This window comes from Candidatus Baltobacteraceae bacterium, from assembly GCA_036488875.1.
Lineage (GTDB): Bacteria > Vulcanimicrobiota > Vulcanimicrobiia > Vulcanimicrobiales > Vulcanimicrobiaceae > JAFAHZ01.
Map to the genome: position 1 here is coordinate 1 of DASXGW010000011.1, position 15,751 is coordinate 15,751.

Here is a 15,751-nt window from a genome sequence, read left to right on the forward strand (position 1 = left end):
TGCGTCATCTGTTCGAGGTGCGGAACGCCCAGCCGCGCCCGCAGTTCCCGAAGCTCGTGCGGCTCGATCATCGCAGAGCCCTTACCCACCGCTTTCCGGGACTTCGCCGAGCGCATGGTCGCTGCAATCCTTACGAGCACCTTACGAAGCGAACCGGCACCATTTCTGGGATAGGTGTGTTACAGTAATCGAGCCGGACGGGCCGAAGGCGTCATCCGTCCCGGCTGAGAGTACGAGTCGTGTTCCCGCGTGGTCTGGCGCTCAGGCGTTCTCCCGGTTCAGGTACATCGTCCGTCTTCAATCCTCAGACGCCGGAGTTTATCGATGTACACTGACGAAACCCTGAATTGCACCGACTGCAATGCCCCCTTCACCTTCTCGTCCGGAGAGCAAGAGTTCTTCGCCGCGAAGGGGTTCACGAACAAGCCCAATCGTTGCCCCGACTGCCGAGCGGCCCGCAAGGCCCAGCGCGGCGGTAGCGGCGGCGGCGGCGGCAGCAGCTCGTACTCGGGCGGCGGATACGGCGGCGGCCGTCCGCAGCGCGAGATGTTCAACGCCACCTGCAGCGGGTGCGGCAAGAACGCCGAAGTCCCGTTCCAGCCGCGCGGCGACAAGCCGGTCTACTGCCGCGATTGCTTTGCCTCACGGCCCAGCTATCGCTAGACCCTAAGCTGCTAAACACCAGAGGAGGGAGCGGATCGCCGCTCCCTCCTTTCCCATGAGACAACCCGAGCCATCTCACCCGCTCGATGCGATGACCGCCGCGCCCGACCATCATGCGGTGCTTTTTGAAAACGATCGCGTGCGCGTGCTGGATACTCGACTCGCTCCCGGCGAGCGAACTCCCTTGCATGCTCATGAATGGCCGGCCGCACTGTACGTACTGAGCTGGAGCGACTTCGTGCGCTGCGGCCCCAACGACGAGGTACTCGTCGACTCGCGCGCGGCAGGCAACGCGCCGGCAATCGGGAGCGCCGTATGGCTCGCACCGCTCGATCCGCATTATGTAAAGAATGTCGGCGACGGAATTTTGCATATCATCGCCATCGAACTAAAGAGTTCTTAAATCACAGTGACGCAACGGCTACAAGCGCTGCTAAAAAGAGCGGTGATCATGGGGCGAAAATCACGGTTTCAAGTATTCCGTTAGAAAGTCGGCACCCGCCTGATCGTCTTCCAGCCACGAGTGCCAGCGCAGAAAGCCGTGGATTTCGTTGGGGATGACGATCTCGCGGTAAGGAACGTGCGCCGCGCGCAAGCGCGCAACGAGGTCGACCATCTGATGAAATTGCACGTTTCGGTCGTCGTCGCCTTGAATGAGCAGCACGGGCGATTTCCAGGTGGAAACGTACGCGTCGGGTGACGAACGCCAGGCCTCTTTGAGGTAGGCGTCTACGTTCGGCTTTTGATAGCGCTTGACCTGATCCGACCACGACTGATCCCACATCGACCAATCGTGCACGCCATGCGTGTCGACGCCAACCTTGAAAATGTCGGAGTTGTGCGCGAGGGCGTCGGCCGTGAGCAGGCCGCCGTACGACCCGCCGTAGATGCCGATGCGTTTTGGATCGACGTTCGGCAGCGACTGCAGGTAGCGAGCTGCGGCAACGACGTCTTTGTATTCTGCCGCGCCGAGCGGTCCGGCGTGAGCGGGATACTGAAAATCGTGTCCGTAGCCGATGCCGAGGCGGTAGTTGACCGACAGCACCACGAAGCCGCGGCTCGCCAGATATTGATTGGTGCCGTAGCCATAGTCGTAGTAATCGAAGTAGTGCCACGTGAGCATCATTTGGCGCGGCGGACCGCCGTGCACGAAGATCACTGCAGGTTTCTTTGCGGCGCCCCCCGAGTGCTCGAAGAGCGTCCCTTGAATATTCCAGCCGTCACTGGCGCGGAAGTTTACGAGCTTCGGAACGGCAAGATCGCTCGTCGGAAAGTCGGCGGGGATCTGTTCGGCGTTAAGCTTGCGCCCGTTGTACGCGATCGTAAAGGGCTCGCGCGCGCCCGCGTTCACGTAAGCGACGCCGCTTGCGAGCGCTGCCGGCCACCACTGGCTGTCGTTGCCCTTCGTCACGACCTCGTGGGTAGCGCTGCCGGCATACGAGCGGAAGATATGGCGGCGCGCGTTATCGCCCGGCGTCGATCCGGTATTTGCAGTGTAGTAGATGCTCTGCTTGTCGGGTGCAATCGACGTGTCTTCGATCATGTATGATCCGGGGCTAATGTCGCGTGGGGTGCCCCCGTTCGCGGAGACTTCGTACAGGTTGGGCCAGTTGGATTTCTCCGAGACGAAGACGAGCCGATTGCCCTGGAGCCAGTTGAGCTGTGGTCCCTCGATGCCAGGATAGGAATCGCGAAGGCCGTTGCCGCTCGTCCACACGGGGCGACCATTTCCACTGGCCACTCGGGCGACCCAAATGGCCCACGGCTGCGGCTGTTGGACCAGCAAGTTCTGCGGCGCGCCGCCGTCGCCGGGCGTGCGGACGAACGCGATTTGCATGCCGTCGGGCGACCAGCGCGGCATCCCGTCGTGCGACGTCGATGGCGCAAGATATTCGATCGGCGTAGTTTGATCGCGATAGATCCCAATAAACGAATGATCGTTGCGATTCGAAGTGAAGGCCAGCGCTTTACCGTCGGGCGAGTACTGCAGCTCGGCGTCTTGTCCGCGGTCGAAGAATAGGCGCGACGCGTCTTTGCTTCCATCGATCGGTGCCGACCATACGGCCGAGTCGCCGTCGTGGATAAACGCAACGCTCGTGGAGTCCGGCGAAACGGCGGGAATATCGCCGTCGCCGAGCAACTTCGGTTCGCCTCCCGCCGTCGAGATCGACATCACCGCGAGATGCGGCTCTTTGGGGCTATTCGCGGGGTTCGGCCACGGACGCAGCGGCCAGTTGGCGTCGTGCGAACCGCCGCGGACGTAAACGACGTACTTCCCGTCGTTCGAAATCACGAGGTTCGTCAGTTCTTGACCGTCATCGGTTTTCGAGTCCCACAACTTATGCGGCGCAAAATCGGGGGCTGCGGCAAACCATAGGCTCCGAATCCCGCTCTCGTCGAGCACGTAAGCAATGTCGTGGCCGCCGCTATCCGAGACCAGCGCCAGCGGCATCGGAAAGCTCAACACCCGAGCCAGCGAGAACAGTGCGGCAAGCAGCATCGTCATGGCCTCCTAATCGCCCGGCAGTTCTTCGAACGCTCTGACGGGGTTCGCCCGGTAGTTTATGAGCTCCTAGAAACGGTTTTGTGACGTCGGCGGCGCGTAGGGGCTTCAGACTTACCGGTGAATGACGCGAAATGATAAATCGAACGCTTCTCGCACTCGTTCTCGCCGCAGCCTCGACCACGACCGCCTTCGCCGATGCGCACAGCGACATCGTCAACGCGATGGTTAACTTTAAACAGCTGAAGTCGTATCATATGGAAATGACGGTGGGGGGCCGGCAGTCGTCAGCCGACTTCCTAAGCCCAAATCGCATACACACGTTTGCGGCCGGCAACGAGGTCATTCAAATCGACACCACGACCTATATGCGGCTCAATGGAACGTGGAAGAAATATCCGGGCGGCCCGTCGGTTGCAGACACAATGGCATTTGCGTCGAGCCACAACGGCGGCTTCACCGCGACGGATCTCGGAATGCGCACGGTAGGCGGCACATCGCTGCATGCGTATAGCGTGAAAACGCTGAAGACCGGGAACATTACGACCGTATTTTTGGACGGAAGTGGACGCATCGTACGCATGGACACCGGTAAGGTGGTTATGATCCTCTCGAAATTCAACGCACCTCTGACCATTAACGCTCCGATGTAGCATGAAACATCGCCCGGTCCGACCTGATCGCTATTTTCAAACGCCTGGAATGAAGTTGCCGCGTTAACGCTCGTTCGCACCGTTTTGAACGGACAACTCCCAGCGATACCCGTCCGGATCATGAAACCATAGGCCTGTGTGCGGGGAGCCCGGCGATGTGGGCCCGATTTCGTCGCCCGGGTCTTCCAGGTTCACGCCGTTCTTCTTCAGCGTCGCCAGCGCATCGCGGAGAGCTTGCAGTGTGTCGACGTGAAACGACAGGTGGTCGAGCGTATCGGCGTGCGGCGTGCCTTTGAAGAAGCCGATGATCATTGCGCCGTTCGTGAGCGCAATGGCGTCGTCGGACCGAAACATTTCCTCCAGATCGAAGTTCGTCGTCCAAAACTGCGCGCTCTTCTCCGGGTCTTCGACGGCAAGGCTGAAATGCCAGACCGCGCCGAGTTTTACTTTCACGGATGCGATCGTAGCGCATCCTCAAGCGGTTCGCAAGCGCGATCCAGACGATTCAATCGCCCTTCGCCGGGCTATGGGCTCGAGTGCGATCAAAGACACTTGACCGACGCCGGAGAACAGCCCCCGAATGAGTGGTGAGCAGGCTTCGAACAAACGGGTGCTTTGGTTTTGCCTGTTTACGGCCATCGCGATTCTAGCGTCGTTTAGTTCCCGAGCCTTCACAACGTGGGGCGCCATGACGCCGACCGGCTCGGGTATCGGGGGCGACGGGCTCAAAGTCTCGGAAGCCTCCGAGCCGTTCTTCCTCAAGGTTACCTCTGCAACCGGACCCGCCGCACGCGCCGGTATTTTGGCCGGGGATCAGATTGACGTACATTCGTCCCAACGGCTTGTGATGGGGTCCTCGCCCCGCAACACGTTCGAGCACGTGACCGTGATACGCAGCGGGCGAGCGTTGCAGATAACGATCGCGCCTGAAGTGCCGGTTCTCAACTGGAATGAGCTAGCGCGGTATCTCGCCGACGCGTGGATATTGGTGTTTTCAACACTGATCGCATGGCGCGGTAAGCGTTGGCCGGGATCGACTCCCTTAGCACTTATACTTTCAGTCGGCGCGCTTACCGATGCGCTCATCCGATCGGTATGGCCCTCCTGGCAAATCACTCTGGTCGCTCATGCACTGGGTGGCCTTCCATGGACATTTGCCTTACTGGCCGCGTTTTTCGCCGAATTCGGACATCCGCTTTCGAAAGCTCGCCTCCTATGGACCCGCATTGCATACGCCACGTGCATGCTCAGCGGTCTCGCAATCGTCGCACATTTTCTCGCATATGTGCTGATCTGGGTGCCGATGAATGTACAAACTCAAGAGTTTCAAATATTTGAACTCGCCATAACGTCCCCAGCACTACCGACCATAATTTGCGGCATTCTTGCCGCCCAAGCAGCCGGCGCATCCGAGGGGCAGCGCATCGGCTGGGTAACGGCCTCATACGGCTTTTACTGGGCTGCGTGGATCTTAGCTGGCCAAGCCGGACCGCTAGTTGGCGGCGAGGACGCCACGTGGGTGTGGCGGACGCTCAATGTAACGCACATCTTCGTTCCGTTAGGTCTGACGTATGCTGCTCTGCAGCGGCGCTTATTCGATGTTGGATTCATCATCAACCGTGCAGCGGTGTTTACGGTCGTCTCTACGATCGTCATTGGTTCGTTCGTGCTACTCGAATGGGCTTTGGGAAAGTGGTTCGAGGACGTAAGTCATGCAACGAGCATCATGCTCAACGCCGCACTCGCGCTCATGCTCGGTCTATCGATGCGGCTTCTTCATCACCGAGTCGACGGTTTCGTGGATTCTGTGTTCTTCCGAAAACGTAACGAAAACGAACGGGCCCTCCGGCGTTTCGCTCGGGAGGTGAGTCTGATGACCGATCGCACCGTGATGCTCGAACGAACAAAGACCGTAATCCTCGAGCATTCGGAAATATCAGCTGTCGATATCACGATGATCGAAGCGCTGGATCTCAACGACGCCGCCGTACTAGCGATGCGTACGTGGCATGAGCCGGCGGAGCTTGCTCGTTACCGCACGTCGATCGTCGGAGAATATGCTTTTCCACTGGAGGTGCACGGGAATCTATCGGGCGCCCTAGTTTGCGGACAAAAGCGAAACGAAGAGGCCTATGCCCCTGATGAGATCGACGCGATCAAAGAACTATCTCACGGCGTCGGACTAGCACTTTGGACACTGGATTCCGCGGGGAATCGCAACAATGAGCTCGCGAATATTTACTGTGAGCTCCGCGCCATCCGCGGGATGTTGTCTTCACCGAAGTCGGCATAGCGGAAACGAGCGCGGTCCTAGAACGGTTTTGAGACGTGAAAATTGTTAAGAGACGGATGGCTCGAGTAGCGCGCGTAAGCGGGAATTCTCGACCCGAATGTAGGCCTGGCTTGCCGATTCCGCTAGCGCTTGTAGCACCGCAGCCTCGTCCGGATCGAGTCTGGTGCCGTCACGATGCACTCCGTACAGGGTGAAACCGGCAAGATCGTCGCCGTTAAAGATTGGGATGGCGACCGTGGCGAGGCCATCGGCAAACGCCGCTACCGAACGATCGTTGAGGTCGTCGATAGAGATGCACGACCGCTCGGTGATAAGGAATCGCACAAGGTCGTGATCTCGATCGAGAGCATTGGTTGAAATATTTTCCAAGCCCGCGGATGATACTAACGTAAAGGCGTTTCCGCTGTTTCGAAAGAGAGCGGCCGCGGTGAGCTCGAGTTCGCTGTATGGGTCTTCGACGAGTGCCCGGCTGATCGTTTCCTCTCGCTCAGCGCGAGGCAGCGTGCGCGCCAGACGCCGAAGGTAAATCTCAGCTTCGTGCTTCTTGCGGTAAATAACAGAGTCGACCCATCCTTCCAGGATCGGCGTAAGGCGGTGCACCAAAACGCCCAGAACGATTGCGATGACAGCGTCGAGTGCGAGCGCTACCCGCATTTCGGCGAGAAAACGCGTTGCAGCCCAATCGGCAGCAGCGATGAGCGCAAATACGCACGTCATCAGCGTGCCATACACAACCGCTTTACTGATAACAAACCTGACGTCGATGACATTGCGCCGGACGATCGCATACATCAACGTCAGCGGCATGATCATCGTCAGCGTTCCGAAAACTTGGGCCATTGCGTTCTGGCCTTGGCGTAAGTCGTTGGTGATAACGCCGATAACGATGGCGACGGCAGCCCAAGAGAAGCGCGGTCGTTCGCTCGCACGCGTCGTGAACAAACGCACGATAATGATTGCGATCACGCCAAGTGTCGCGGCGCGAGTAAAATCCGTGGTAACGGGGTCAAGCGTGCGATAGAACCCCGACACGAGGGTGCGATAGAAAAACTGGCTTCCGACAAACAGGATCGTAACGGCCGTCGCTATCCAAAATGCGACGCTGCGCCAGCCGGATGGGGCCTTCTCGTCCGGAACCACGAGCGCGAATAACAAGAGACAGGCCGAAGCCACAGCGGTGTTGGGACTCAATACGGCAATCAGCGCCGCGTAAGGGAGGGCGGGCCACACGGTGAACGCCTGATATGCAACTGCGGCTGGAACTGTGGCGAGAAAGTAACCGAACAACAACCATGTCATCAGACTGGGCCGCATCATTACGAGCAGACAACCGACGATTAGAAACACAAGGTAGGAAAGGGCGCGCAAAATGGTACCCGCCGAACCACCATAGGAGGCCCCGGACTCCGGACCGCGAGCAGCAGAAAAACTCACCCACCGCACTGGAACCGCGTTCGTAACGCACAGGTGGATCTGACTGGGTTCGTACGCCGCCGTCAAGGGAAACGCTGACAGAACCATGAGGTCGCGCGTGCCGATGCAGCCGATTTGGTCGCCGGCTCGCAAGCCGGCGCGCTCGGCCGGCGAGCCCGGGTCGACAACCTGGACCGTAGGTATCACTTTGACCGGATCGATTCTAGCACCGGTGTATGCGGTCGGAAATGTCGAGAACATCGGGGGAACCACGACGGCGAAACATAACACCGATAAGGCAACGACAACAACGGCGCGCCAACTCATCAATCGCGTTATTTAACCTCTGCGAGAGCTCGCCTGCACGCCGTGTGAACGAAGAAGTTTCGTCGGTCCTTCGTCAGAACGGCAGAACGCTAGAACGGAAGAGTTGTCGATGACGTCCGACTCTAGGTTGCAGTGAGAGTGATGGTTTGGAGCCTATCTCAGTGGCTGTTCCAGTCGACATCGTCAACGGGTGCAACTCTCTACTCCGGAAAGGCCTCATCTGAGATGTCGGCGTCTCCAGCCCGGCGCGCTACCCCGCCTGCGACGGCTCGTATTCCGACGCTGCGCGGCCGTCGACGGGATCCTGACCAAGCGCCGAGCCACCTAGCCCAATGGGGCGCCCTCATAACTCCGTCATGACGCCGCCTCTCGCAGGGGGTATGCTTCTCTCATGGCCGGGCGCTTCGCCCCGGCAATGCCGACACGAGGAGCCAGAAATGCCGTTGATTCAGGTAAGCGTTATCAAGGGAGTTTTTTCGGCCGAGGAAAAGACGCAGATGATCTCGCGTCTGACGGACGCGATGGTATCGATCGAAGGGGAGAACATGCGTGGCGTCACGTGGGTGAAGATCGACGAAATCGAAAGCGGCGACTGGGGCATCGGCGGCCAGGCCCTGACGACCGAGGCCGTTAAGGCCCTCGCGGCCGGAAAGGCGCCCGCCGCAGCGGGATGATTGCGGGCGAGCGCGCTTCTGGGGATATCCCGTTTGTCGGGCGTGCCGATGAACTCGGTCAACTCGATCGTCTTACGACGGGACCGGTACCATCGATTACGTTCGTCATCGGGATCGGCGGAATTGGCAAATCGCGCTTCCTCGATGCGTTTGCCTCCCGCCGCCGCGCCGCCGGCGGAACCGTGGTGCGGATCGATTGCCGCCTCGTAGAACCAACCGAAGACGGCTTTTACGAAGAACTACGCCGCACTATCGGGGGCGGTATCGCCACCTGCGAAGATGCGTCGCAGCGGCTGAGCGGTCTTGGAAACGTCGTGCTCGTGCTCGACGACATCGACGGCCTGCGGCTGCTCGACTCTTGGTTGCGACGCGCCTTCGTCCCGGCGTTGCCACCAAACGTGCATCTCGTCTTCAGCGGTCGGGATGCGCCTCTCTCCGCATGGCTGCGCATGACGTGGTATGGAGCGTTCCGTACGCTCGATTTACCTCCGCTCGATGATGAGGAAGCCACCGCTCTGCTCGCAGCCGGCGGTATCGATCGAGAGCAAGCAACGCGCGTCAATCGATTTGCTCGCGGTCATCCGCTAGCGCTGACCCTCGCCGCGATAACGTTGCAAAGCGGCGTCGACCCCAGCCTAGAGGAACTCGCCTTCCATCGTATCTTGGACGAGCTAGCACGCCGGCATCTCGCCGAGATCGCCGACCCCGTTACTCGACGCGCGATCGAGGCAGCATCGCTCGTGCGAATGGTCAGCACGTCGCTTCTTGGAGCGATGCTTCCAGACGTTGCGCCGAACGATGCTTTCGAAAGACTCCGCTCGCTTCCGATAACGCGCCTGACGCGCGACGGCCTAAAACTGCACGATTGCGTACGCGATGCGGTGGCTCGGGACTTACGCTCCTCCGACCCGCAACGACATCTCGGCTTGCGCCGAGCCTGCTGGGGCCGCTTGAGGCGCGAGCTGCGAAGCGCTCCCCCATCGGAGGTGTGGCGGTACACGGCCGACATGTTGTACCTTCTCGAGAATCCGGCGATTCGCGAAGCGTTCTTCCCGTCCGGCGCGCAACGTTACGCGATCGAAGTCGCTCGCCAATCCGATGAGAAAGCATTGGTTTCGATCGCACATCGTCATGACGGTACTCCTGGCGCAAGCTTGACCGCAACCTGGTTGAAGGAACGCCCGGGCGATTTTTCCGTCGCGCACGAGCCCAACGGCGACCCGGTCGGATACTACGTCATGTGCGAAGCATCGCAGCTCGAAAGTATGCCACGGCTTAACGACCCGGTGGTCGCACGTTGGTCGAATCACCTCGCGAAGAACCCCGTAGGGCCGGAGGAACGCGTCCTGTTTCTGCGCCGCTGGCTTTCGCGCGATGAAGGGGAATCGCCATGTGCTATTCAGGCGGCGTGCTGGCTGGATATCAAACGGACCTACATGGCCTACCGCCCGCAACTTCGGCGCGTGTATCTGACGCTCCGCGATATCGCGCCTTATGCTGCCGCGGCGGCTCAACTGGGCTTCGTAGTCGTAGACGAATGCGAGATCGCGTTAGGCGACGACCGCTATTTGACCGCGATGCTCGATTTCGGCCCGGACTCCGTCGACGGATGGTTTTCGAGGCTCGTTGCGGCGGAGCTGGGTATCGCATCGAGCCGGCTCCTAGACGTAGGGGCACGCGAGCTGGTGGTTGACACGCGGCGAGTTGCATTGTCACCTCGTGAGTTCGACACGCTTTATTATCTCGTGCAGCGCGAGGGCGAAGTCGCTCGGAGGGAGGAGATTATCTCCGAAGTTTGGGGCGATGCATCCGAGGTCGGGAGCAACGTGGTTGACGTCGTGATCCGAGGGCTTCGGAAGAAACTCTTAGACCGTTCCGAAGCTATCGAAACGGTCTCGGGCGTGGGCTACCGGCTGCGTGACGGCTAATGGGCCACAGTAGTTAAGAGAAAGCCACGGCTAGAACGGCGTTGTCTCACGTTTTGGGCTCATTTCACCCTAATTCCACCTAAAGGGCGTCATTTCACCGTAATTTCATAGCGCGTATTCACCAGTGTAGGAGCTTGTACCGCCGCAACGGAGACCCGCGTGCGTCGCGTTTGCAGCGACTAGGTCCCGAACTTCGAATGCTCCGTCCGGCGTTCGTTTCGGCTTGTAGGCGCTAACGATTTCGTCGTCATATCGTTGATAGCAGTATGCGTACGTGATCCGCAGCGTGTCGTACCTTCCACGTTCGATGACGAACGGCTCGGCAAAGGAAAGCTGCTCGCCTTTCGGCAGCCTGAGCGTCCGGCGCGTTGAGCCAAGAGGTTCCCAAAGTGAGAAGCGGCTATAGAGGAGCTCTGGATCGCTGCCCCTCAGACTATGGCTCACAATCGTGATCCCGTTGGCCGGACGGGTTTCTTGTGCTTCGCCGGTGCTGCCCTTATAGAGCACGCCGTGTGCGTTTACGAGTAGCGCGGCCATTGAGATGTCGTTCGATCCGGTATTGTTTAACGTAACGTTGATGGTGACGAGCTCTTTGCCGCCTTGCAGCGGCTCGTGCGCAACGCTCGCCGACGTCTGTAAACTCGGCAGCTCGCCGGCCGGCTTTATCCGTTCTTGGTACACGAAGACGTAAAACGCCCACGCCGCCGCAGTAACGAGGGCGACGATCTCCACCAAATGACGCCAGTGCTCGACGCGCGATGGCTTCGTATGTACGCGATACTCGGGTATCTCGGTCGGAAGCATCTCGCAATACCTACGGCGAGAGGGAGCAAGTCACCCTCCCCCACGAGCACTCCTAGCACGAAAAAGCCCGGTCGAAAAATCGCCGAGCTTTTCGGTCTTAGTCATCTACCTCGAAGCGCCTGATCGATGATTCTGGAGTCGGCGGTACTGGAACAGCGTATCTTCGGCGGCTTCCAACCGGTATCGGGAATATGCTTCGATCTGTGTCAGTCAGCCGAATGCCGCCGCACTTTTCTATCGCGGAGATGGACGCCACGTTGTCGTCGCGACACGTAACAATGGCTTCAGTAAGCCCCTTGCGGCCGAGAATCTTTAGCCCCTCTCGTAGCAGGAACGTCGCGATGCCCCTGCCGCGATGTTGCGGATGAGTAGAGTAGCCGATGTTTCCGCCTAGTTGCTCGAGCCATTGGTTGAGTGGATGGCGTAATCCGAGATCGCCGACGACCTCGCCGTCGAGAACGGCCCAATAATCGGCTTCCGGAACCCAGGGTATCCATTCATCCGGAATCTCTTCGCCTCGCGCTCTTCGGCGCAACGCAGCAATCCATGCCGGCACGTCGCTATGAGCGAGCGCATGTCGCCCTGTCCACTCGTCCTCGCCGACTGCGAGAAACGCGTCCCGCATTCGCACGAAGGAATCCGCAAGTTCGAGACTCGGTTCGCGTAAAATCAGCGTCATGGCCGGATTCGCGCGTAAAGCGCCATGTCCATCAAGTTGCCGTCCTTGATGCAGGCGTTTCGCATCAGGCCCTCTTTCTCGAACCCTGCCTTCTCCAAGACCCTGAACGACCCTGGATTCCAAAGGATGGGCGTGGCGAATACGCGCCGTAATCCGAGGTCCTCGAACGCGTACCGGCAGATTCGTTGAAGGGCGGCTGTGGCGATGCCGCGTCCCCAATAAGTCTCACCCAACCAGTAGCCCACTTCGGCAGAGCAGCGTTCGATGTCGGTTCCGGGCACGAGCCCGATTCCACCGATCGCTTCGCCGTTGACATCGATGATGAAGCTCGTGCGGCACTCCTGGTGTTGGACCATTCCGATCCAGGCGTAGGCGTCATCCACCGAATACGGGTGCGGCATGAGATCGCGCAGATTCATCCAGACGTCTCGGTTATTTGCGTGCTTAGCAAATGAGGGTGCGTCTGCCGCACGCGGTCCGCGCAGAACGACGGAACCACCACACTCCAGAGTCGTCTCCTTCAGGTTAGCCGCCAAGTCGGACATCGGCATATTATAACAGATTCCATCGGTGGAGATGTGTGCTGGACTCAGTGTCGTCTGCGGTACTCCATGAAGACCTTGAACTCGCTCTCGCTGGAAACAGCGAATCCGAGCCTCTCATAGAGGTGCCTGGCTGGATTGATCTTGGCGGTACTTACCGTTAACGGCATGCGCTTAGCCCGTGCATCTTCTATCACTTGCCGAATCAGCGACGTTCCTATACCCCGCTTTTGGAACGCAGACAATAGATAAATGGAGTGCAGATGCAATGCCTCTTCCTCCTGGCGCACGCATATCCAACCTGCGTCTTGCCCGTCGACTACAACGATACTCGTGTCGGACTCGTGGTAGTGACTCAGGAATCGGTCTTTCTCGAAGTCGTCCCCGCGCCATCCGAAGAGTTTCTCGATAATCCAGCGCTGGGTTTCGAAGTAAACCGATTCGACGAAGGGGCGGTCTGCAGATGAAGCAGATCGGAGCGTCAGTTTCATCGACTAATTCTAGATCAACCCCGCATCTGAAAGTTCTTCTCGGCTTAGCAACTGATTTCGCATTTCCGGCGGCGGAATGTCATTGCCGGTCAACTCTACCGCTTGGACCTCGCCACCAGGGTTGAGAGTTCAGGAGATTGTCGACTTTACACTTTCCGCTGGATGATCGACCTACGCGGAATCTTTGGCTACAATGTCGGCCAGCAACTGGCGCTCTGACCAGCGAACGACTCTAAGAGGCCCCATCCGGTGCGGAAGCCGGTCAGACCGTTCCGCGCCGCGATCGTCGACGACGACTACCCGGCGATGTGGGTCGAGCACCGTCTCGTCACTCCTGGCTAGGAGTAACCGCCTCTCCAAGTCACTGTCGTCCGGCTCCCACTTGACGACCAAGACGTCGCCACCAAAATTGCGGAGCACGGCGATACCGCTGAGGTGGGAACCATCCTGTAGAAGCCAGGCATCGTCGCTCACGCGCCAATATGGAACGAGGGTCGTCAGGAACGCGAAGATCTCCTGGCCGAACGAAGCACTTCCGATCTCTACGAACGCGGCCGACTCCCGCGCTCTGAGACGCTCAAGGATGTGAGACAGTTCGAACTGACTCGCCCCGTACGATGATATTTTGCCGTTCTGATCGAGCATCGAAAGCTCAAAGCCCTCTTCGACATCCTCAAAGAACAGCAGTCCTCGGCCAAACTCCGCGACTACGTACACGCTTTCGACACCGCCAGACCTTTGAATCGGGACCGGATAGAATTCGACGCGATGCTCTTCAAAGAAAGCCCGCTGATCACCCGAACAGTCGGCAAGCTGTCTTTCCACGACTCTTGCGAGATCGTTTCGCTCAATTGGCTTCCACGCTTCCGATTTCGGCATTTGATAGCGTTACGTGGGGCCGGGCGACGGGAGGAGCGGAATGAATCCGCTGTCGCCCGTCGACGGATCGTGGTAAGGAAACCCAAGGCACTGTTGCGCCCGCTGGATACTTATATCCAGCCTCTTGCCGGTGCCTTGTGCCGGAATGACTACGGGTATTCTGCATTCTAGGGAATCGCCGTACGATAACTTCAGCAGATAACTCCCGGGAAGCTCATGTTCTGCGTAGTACGCGTCACCATCGATTTCTATTGGATATTCCAGTCCGTTGCCAATAAGAACTCCACGCACGAATCCTTTAAAGGGCAGCGTTCCGTAGAGAAACGCATGTGCGTCCTGCACGAGTCCCAGGCGCGTTACCTGGATGTCGACATTGCGATCGTGGCCGGCCAGGATCGTGATTTTGGTGCCACCCGAACAGTCGCTACGGGGTGTCGCGCCCCGTACGAGTGCGGCAACGCCGTAACGGCCAGGGATGCCGATGCTCGCACGTCCGACATAGAAGAACGGACCGATGCGCCTTAAACGTATCTCGGTCGCTAGGCGCCCGTCCTCATCGGTAAGCTCAGCTTTTTCGAGCACTAACGAGATTCCGCAGCGCGAAATCACGGTGAGGTTCACCGTTTGCGAAGTAATCTCGGCCGAAGCCAAGCCAACCGATATCGACAGTGCAAATGCGAGTCCCAAAATCCATTTCATGTTGAATTCAATTTCCTTGATGCACTACATATTTCGCGGCCGCCCGACCCTTGCTTTTTCCATTTGTGCCGCGCGTATGGCGTAGCAAAAACCCAGCGAATTCCGCCGGGCTTTTGATGTGATACGCCTGCCCTTCGACTTCGCGCCTACGGCGCTACGCTCAGGATGACAGTGCGGGGGCTAGAACGGGATTTCGTCTTCTAGGTCGTCGCCGAAGTTGTCGCCGCTGCTGCCACCGGCGTGTGCCGGTGCGGCGCTGCGGCCGCCGCCGTTGCCGCCGTTAAAGTCGCCGCCTTCGCCGCCGCTACCGGCGGGACGCGAGCCCAACATTTGCATGTTGTCGATCACGACTTCGGTGGCTTTACGTTTGTTGCCGTCCTTGTCGTCGTAGCTGCGAATGACGAGGCGTCCCTCGACCAGACAGTTCGAACCCTTCTTCAAATACGTGTTGCACGTTTCGCCGAGGCGATCCCACGCCACGACGTCGACGAACGTCGTCTCTTCTTTGTTACGCGGATTGTTCACGGCAAGCGTGAACTTCGTAACGCCCTTACCCGACTGCGTGTAACGAATCTCCGGGTCGCGCGTCAAGTTGCCGACCAGGATGACTCGGTTATAAGAACCTGCCATCGCTTACTCTCTTTCGCTGCTAAAAGTTTAGGGGCGTTCGGCCGGGATTGGCGGGGTGGCCAGCGCGACGGCTGCCATATGCGCGAGCATGCGTTTGTCCAGACGCACCACCAAGGCGCGCAGGACGTCTTCTTGCAGTTTGAGCTGGCGCTCGAGTTCCTTGGAGGCTTCCGCCGTGCTCTTGAACTGCATCACGACGTAGTTGCCTTCCCGGACGTCGTCGATCTCGTAAGCGAGGCGCTTGCGCCCCATCTTCTCGATGCTGACGATCTCGCCGCCTTGCCCTTTGAGCGTCTCGGCAACGGCGTTCGCCCGCGTCTCAACCTCGGCTTCTTCCAGGCCGGGACGCAGAATATAGGTCACCTCGTAGTCGGTCATCGTTTCCCCATCTATGGACGCCTGGCAAGCAGGCGGCCCGCCTTCACGCGACGGGCAGCGGGTGGTGTCCGGGGCCCAGGGGCCTCGGGAACCCCCGCATCCTATCACACGTTTCACGGCGGCAGCAAGGTTTCTCAGCATAGGGCAAGGAGGGTATCGATACCATACCAGGGTTTATGACCACTATAAGGAAGC

The 15,751-nt window shown here is 59.1% G+C and carries 18 protein-coding genes; 7 read left to right on the top strand and 11 right to left on the bottom strand.

Annotated features, from left to right (window positions below):
- The first annotated feature begins 324 nt into the window (after positions 1–324).
- Both VGG89_12505 and VGG89_12510 read left to right on the top strand, forming a co-directional pair.
- Entirely contained in the window at positions 325–663 is a 339-nt protein-coding gene (locus VGG89_12505; protein ID HEY1977366.1) for a zinc-ribbon domain containing protein, read from the top strand.
- 55 nt (positions 664–718) lie between these two features.
- Positions 719–1,066, top strand: coding sequence for a hypothetical protein (locus VGG89_12510; protein HEY1977367.1), 348 nt, complete (start codon positions 719–721; stop codon positions 1,064–1,066).
- 60 nt (positions 1,067–1,126) lie between these two features.
- Here the strand turns inward: VGG89_12510 and VGG89_12515 are convergent, their stop codons facing one another.
- Complete coding sequence (locus VGG89_12515; GenBank protein ID HEY1977368.1) at positions 1,127–3,169, bottom strand: prolyl oligopeptidase family serine peptidase; 2,043 nt, start codon at positions 3,167–3,169, stop codon at positions 1,127–1,129.
- Between the two features lie 131 nt (positions 3,170–3,300).
- Here VGG89_12515 and VGG89_12520 point away from each other — a divergent pair, with 131 nt between their 5' ends.
- The gene (locus VGG89_12520) at positions 3,301–3,819 is read left to right on the top strand and encodes a hypothetical protein (GenBank protein ID HEY1977369.1); all 519 of its coding nucleotides are present in this window, start codon (positions 3,301–3,303) and stop codon (positions 3,817–3,819) included.
- Between the two features lie 63 nt (positions 3,820–3,882).
- Here VGG89_12520 and VGG89_12525 read toward each other — a convergent pair whose 3' ends face one another.
- Positions 3,883–4,272 (bottom strand): VOC family protein, encoded by a 390-nt coding sequence (locus tag VGG89_12525; GenBank protein HEY1977370.1) that lies wholly within the window; start codon positions 4,270–4,272, stop codon positions 3,883–3,885.
- 235 nt (positions 4,273–4,507) lie between these two features.
- On the opposite strand from VGG89_12525, the gene VGG89_12530 reads away from it, so the two are divergent.
- Positions 4,508–6,112, top strand: coding sequence for a hypothetical protein (locus VGG89_12530; protein HEY1977371.1), 1,605 nt, complete (start codon positions 4,508–4,510; stop codon positions 6,110–6,112).
- 45 nt (positions 6,113–6,157) lie between these two features.
- On the opposite strand, the gene VGG89_12535 is transcribed toward VGG89_12530, so the two are convergent.
- Positions 6,158–7,546 (bottom strand): hypothetical protein, encoded by a 1,389-nt coding sequence (locus VGG89_12535; protein ID HEY1977372.1) that lies wholly within the window; start codon positions 7,544–7,546, stop codon positions 6,158–6,160.
- An 85-nt stretch (positions 7,547–7,631) separates the two neighbouring features.
- On the opposite strand from VGG89_12535, the gene VGG89_12540 reads away from it, so the two are divergent.
- The 3 genes from VGG89_12540 to VGG89_12550 all read left to right on the top strand — a co-directional run bounded on the left by VGG89_12540 (position 7,632) and on the right by VGG89_12550 (position 10,454).
- The gene (locus VGG89_12540) at positions 7,632–7,868 is read left to right on the top strand and encodes a hypothetical protein (protein ID HEY1977373.1); all 237 of its coding nucleotides are present in this window, start codon (positions 7,632–7,634) and stop codon (positions 7,866–7,868) included.
- 421 nt (positions 7,869–8,289) lie between these two features.
- Complete coding sequence (locus tag VGG89_12545) at positions 8,290–8,526, top strand: tautomerase family protein (protein ID HEY1977374.1); 237 nt, start codon at positions 8,290–8,292, stop codon at positions 8,524–8,526.
- Complete coding sequence (locus VGG89_12550; GenBank protein HEY1977375.1) at positions 8,523–10,454, top strand: winged helix-turn-helix domain-containing protein; 1,932 nt, start codon at positions 8,523–8,525, stop codon at positions 10,452–10,454. The genes VGG89_12545 and VGG89_12550 overlap by 4 nt, the downstream gene beginning before the upstream one ends.
- 105 nt (positions 10,455–10,559) lie before the next feature.
- Here VGG89_12550 and VGG89_12555 read toward each other — a convergent pair whose 3' ends face one another.
- The 8 genes from VGG89_12555 to rpsF form a co-directional block, all read right to left on the bottom strand.
- Positions 10,560–11,258 (bottom strand): hypothetical protein, encoded by a 699-nt coding sequence (locus tag VGG89_12555; protein ID HEY1977376.1) that lies wholly within the window; start codon positions 11,256–11,258, stop codon positions 10,560–10,562.
- 97 nt (positions 11,259–11,355) lie between these two features.
- Positions 11,356–11,937 (bottom strand): GNAT family N-acetyltransferase, encoded by a 582-nt coding sequence (locus VGG89_12560; protein HEY1977377.1) that lies wholly within the window; start codon positions 11,935–11,937, stop codon positions 11,356–11,358.
- A complete protein-coding gene (locus tag VGG89_12565; protein ID HEY1977378.1) occupies positions 11,934–12,488 on the bottom strand; it encodes a GNAT family N-acetyltransferase in 555 nt (184 codons plus the stop codon). Before VGG89_12565 ends, VGG89_12560 begins: the two co-directional genes overlap by 4 nt.
- 38 nt (positions 12,489–12,526) lie before the next feature.
- Entirely contained in the window at positions 12,527–12,970 is a 444-nt protein-coding gene (locus VGG89_12570) for a GNAT family N-acetyltransferase (GenBank protein HEY1977379.1), read from the bottom strand.
- A 171-nt stretch (positions 12,971–13,141) separates the two neighbouring features.
- The gene (locus tag VGG89_12575; GenBank protein HEY1977380.1) at positions 13,142–13,849 is read right to left on the bottom strand and encodes a hypothetical protein; all 708 of its coding nucleotides are present in this window, start codon (positions 13,847–13,849) and stop codon (positions 13,142–13,144) included.
- A 9-nt stretch (positions 13,850–13,858) separates the two neighbouring features.
- A complete protein-coding gene (locus VGG89_12580) occupies positions 13,859–14,548 on the bottom strand; it encodes a hypothetical protein (GenBank protein HEY1977381.1) in 690 nt (229 codons plus the stop codon).
- Between the two features lie 180 nt (positions 14,549–14,728).
- A complete protein-coding gene (ssb, locus tag VGG89_12585) occupies positions 14,729–15,178 on the bottom strand; it encodes a single-stranded DNA-binding protein (protein HEY1977382.1) in 450 nt (149 codons plus the stop codon).
- A gap of 27 nt (positions 15,179–15,205) precedes the next feature.
- Positions 15,206–15,556, bottom strand: a complete 351-nt coding sequence (gene rpsF, locus VGG89_12590) for a 30S ribosomal protein S6 (GenBank protein HEY1977383.1) — start codon at positions 15,554–15,556, stop codon at positions 15,206–15,208.
- Between the last annotated feature and the right edge of the window lie 195 nt (positions 15,557–15,751).

Bases quoted from the DNA above. Each gene is read 5' to 3' on its own strand.
- ssb (HEY1977382.1), bottom strand. From the start codon at position 15,178: ATGGCAGGTTCTTATAACCGAGTCATCCTGGTCGGCAACTTGACGCGC.
- VGG89_12570 (HEY1977379.1), bottom strand. From the start codon at position 12,970: ATGAAACTGACGCTCCGATCTGCTTCATCTGCAGACCGCCCCTTCGTC.
- VGG89_12530 (HEY1977371.1), top strand. From the start codon at position 4,508: ATGACGCCGACCGGCTCGGGTATCGGGGGCGACGGGCTCAAAGTCTCG.
- VGG89_12560 (HEY1977377.1), bottom strand. From the start codon at position 11,937: ATGACGCTGATTTTACGCGAACCGAGTCTCGAACTTGCGGATTCCTTC.
- VGG89_12565 (HEY1977378.1), bottom strand. From the start codon at position 12,488: ATGCCGATGTCCGACTTGGCGGCTAACCTGAAGGAGACGACTCTGGAG.
- VGG89_12575 (HEY1977380.1), bottom strand. From the start codon at position 13,849: ATGCCGAAATCGGAAGCGTGGAAGCCAATTGAGCGAAACGATCTCGCA.
- VGG89_12520 (HEY1977369.1), top strand. From the start codon at position 3,301: ATGATAAATCGAACGCTTCTCGCACTCGTTCTCGCCGCAGCCTCGACC.
- rpsF (HEY1977383.1), bottom strand. From the start codon at position 15,556: ATGACCGACTACGAGGTGACCTATATTCTGCGTCCCGGCCTGGAAGAA.
- VGG89_12545 (HEY1977374.1), top strand. From the start codon at position 8,290: ATGCCGTTGATTCAGGTAAGCGTTATCAAGGGAGTTTTTTCGGCCGAG.
- VGG89_12540 (HEY1977373.1), top strand. From the start codon at position 7,632: ATGAGGTCGCGCGTGCCGATGCAGCCGATTTGGTCGCCGGCTCGCAAG.
- VGG89_12555 (HEY1977376.1), bottom strand. From the start codon at position 11,258: ATGCTTCCGACCGAGATACCCGAGTATCGCGTACATACGAAGCCATCG.
- VGG89_12510 (HEY1977367.1), top strand. From the start codon at position 719: ATGAGACAACCCGAGCCATCTCACCCGCTCGATGCGATGACCGCCGCG.
- VGG89_12505 (HEY1977366.1), top strand. From the start codon at position 325: ATGTACACTGACGAAACCCTGAATTGCACCGACTGCAATGCCCCCTTC.
- VGG89_12515 (HEY1977368.1), bottom strand. From the start codon at position 3,169: ATGACGATGCTGCTTGCCGCACTGTTCTCGCTGGCTCGGGTGTTGAGC.
- VGG89_12550 (HEY1977375.1), top strand. From the start codon at position 8,523: ATGATTGCGGGCGAGCGCGCTTCTGGGGATATCCCGTTTGTCGGGCGT.
- VGG89_12580 (HEY1977381.1), bottom strand. From the start codon at position 14,548: ATGAAATGGATTTTGGGACTCGCATTTGCACTGTCGATATCGGTTGGC.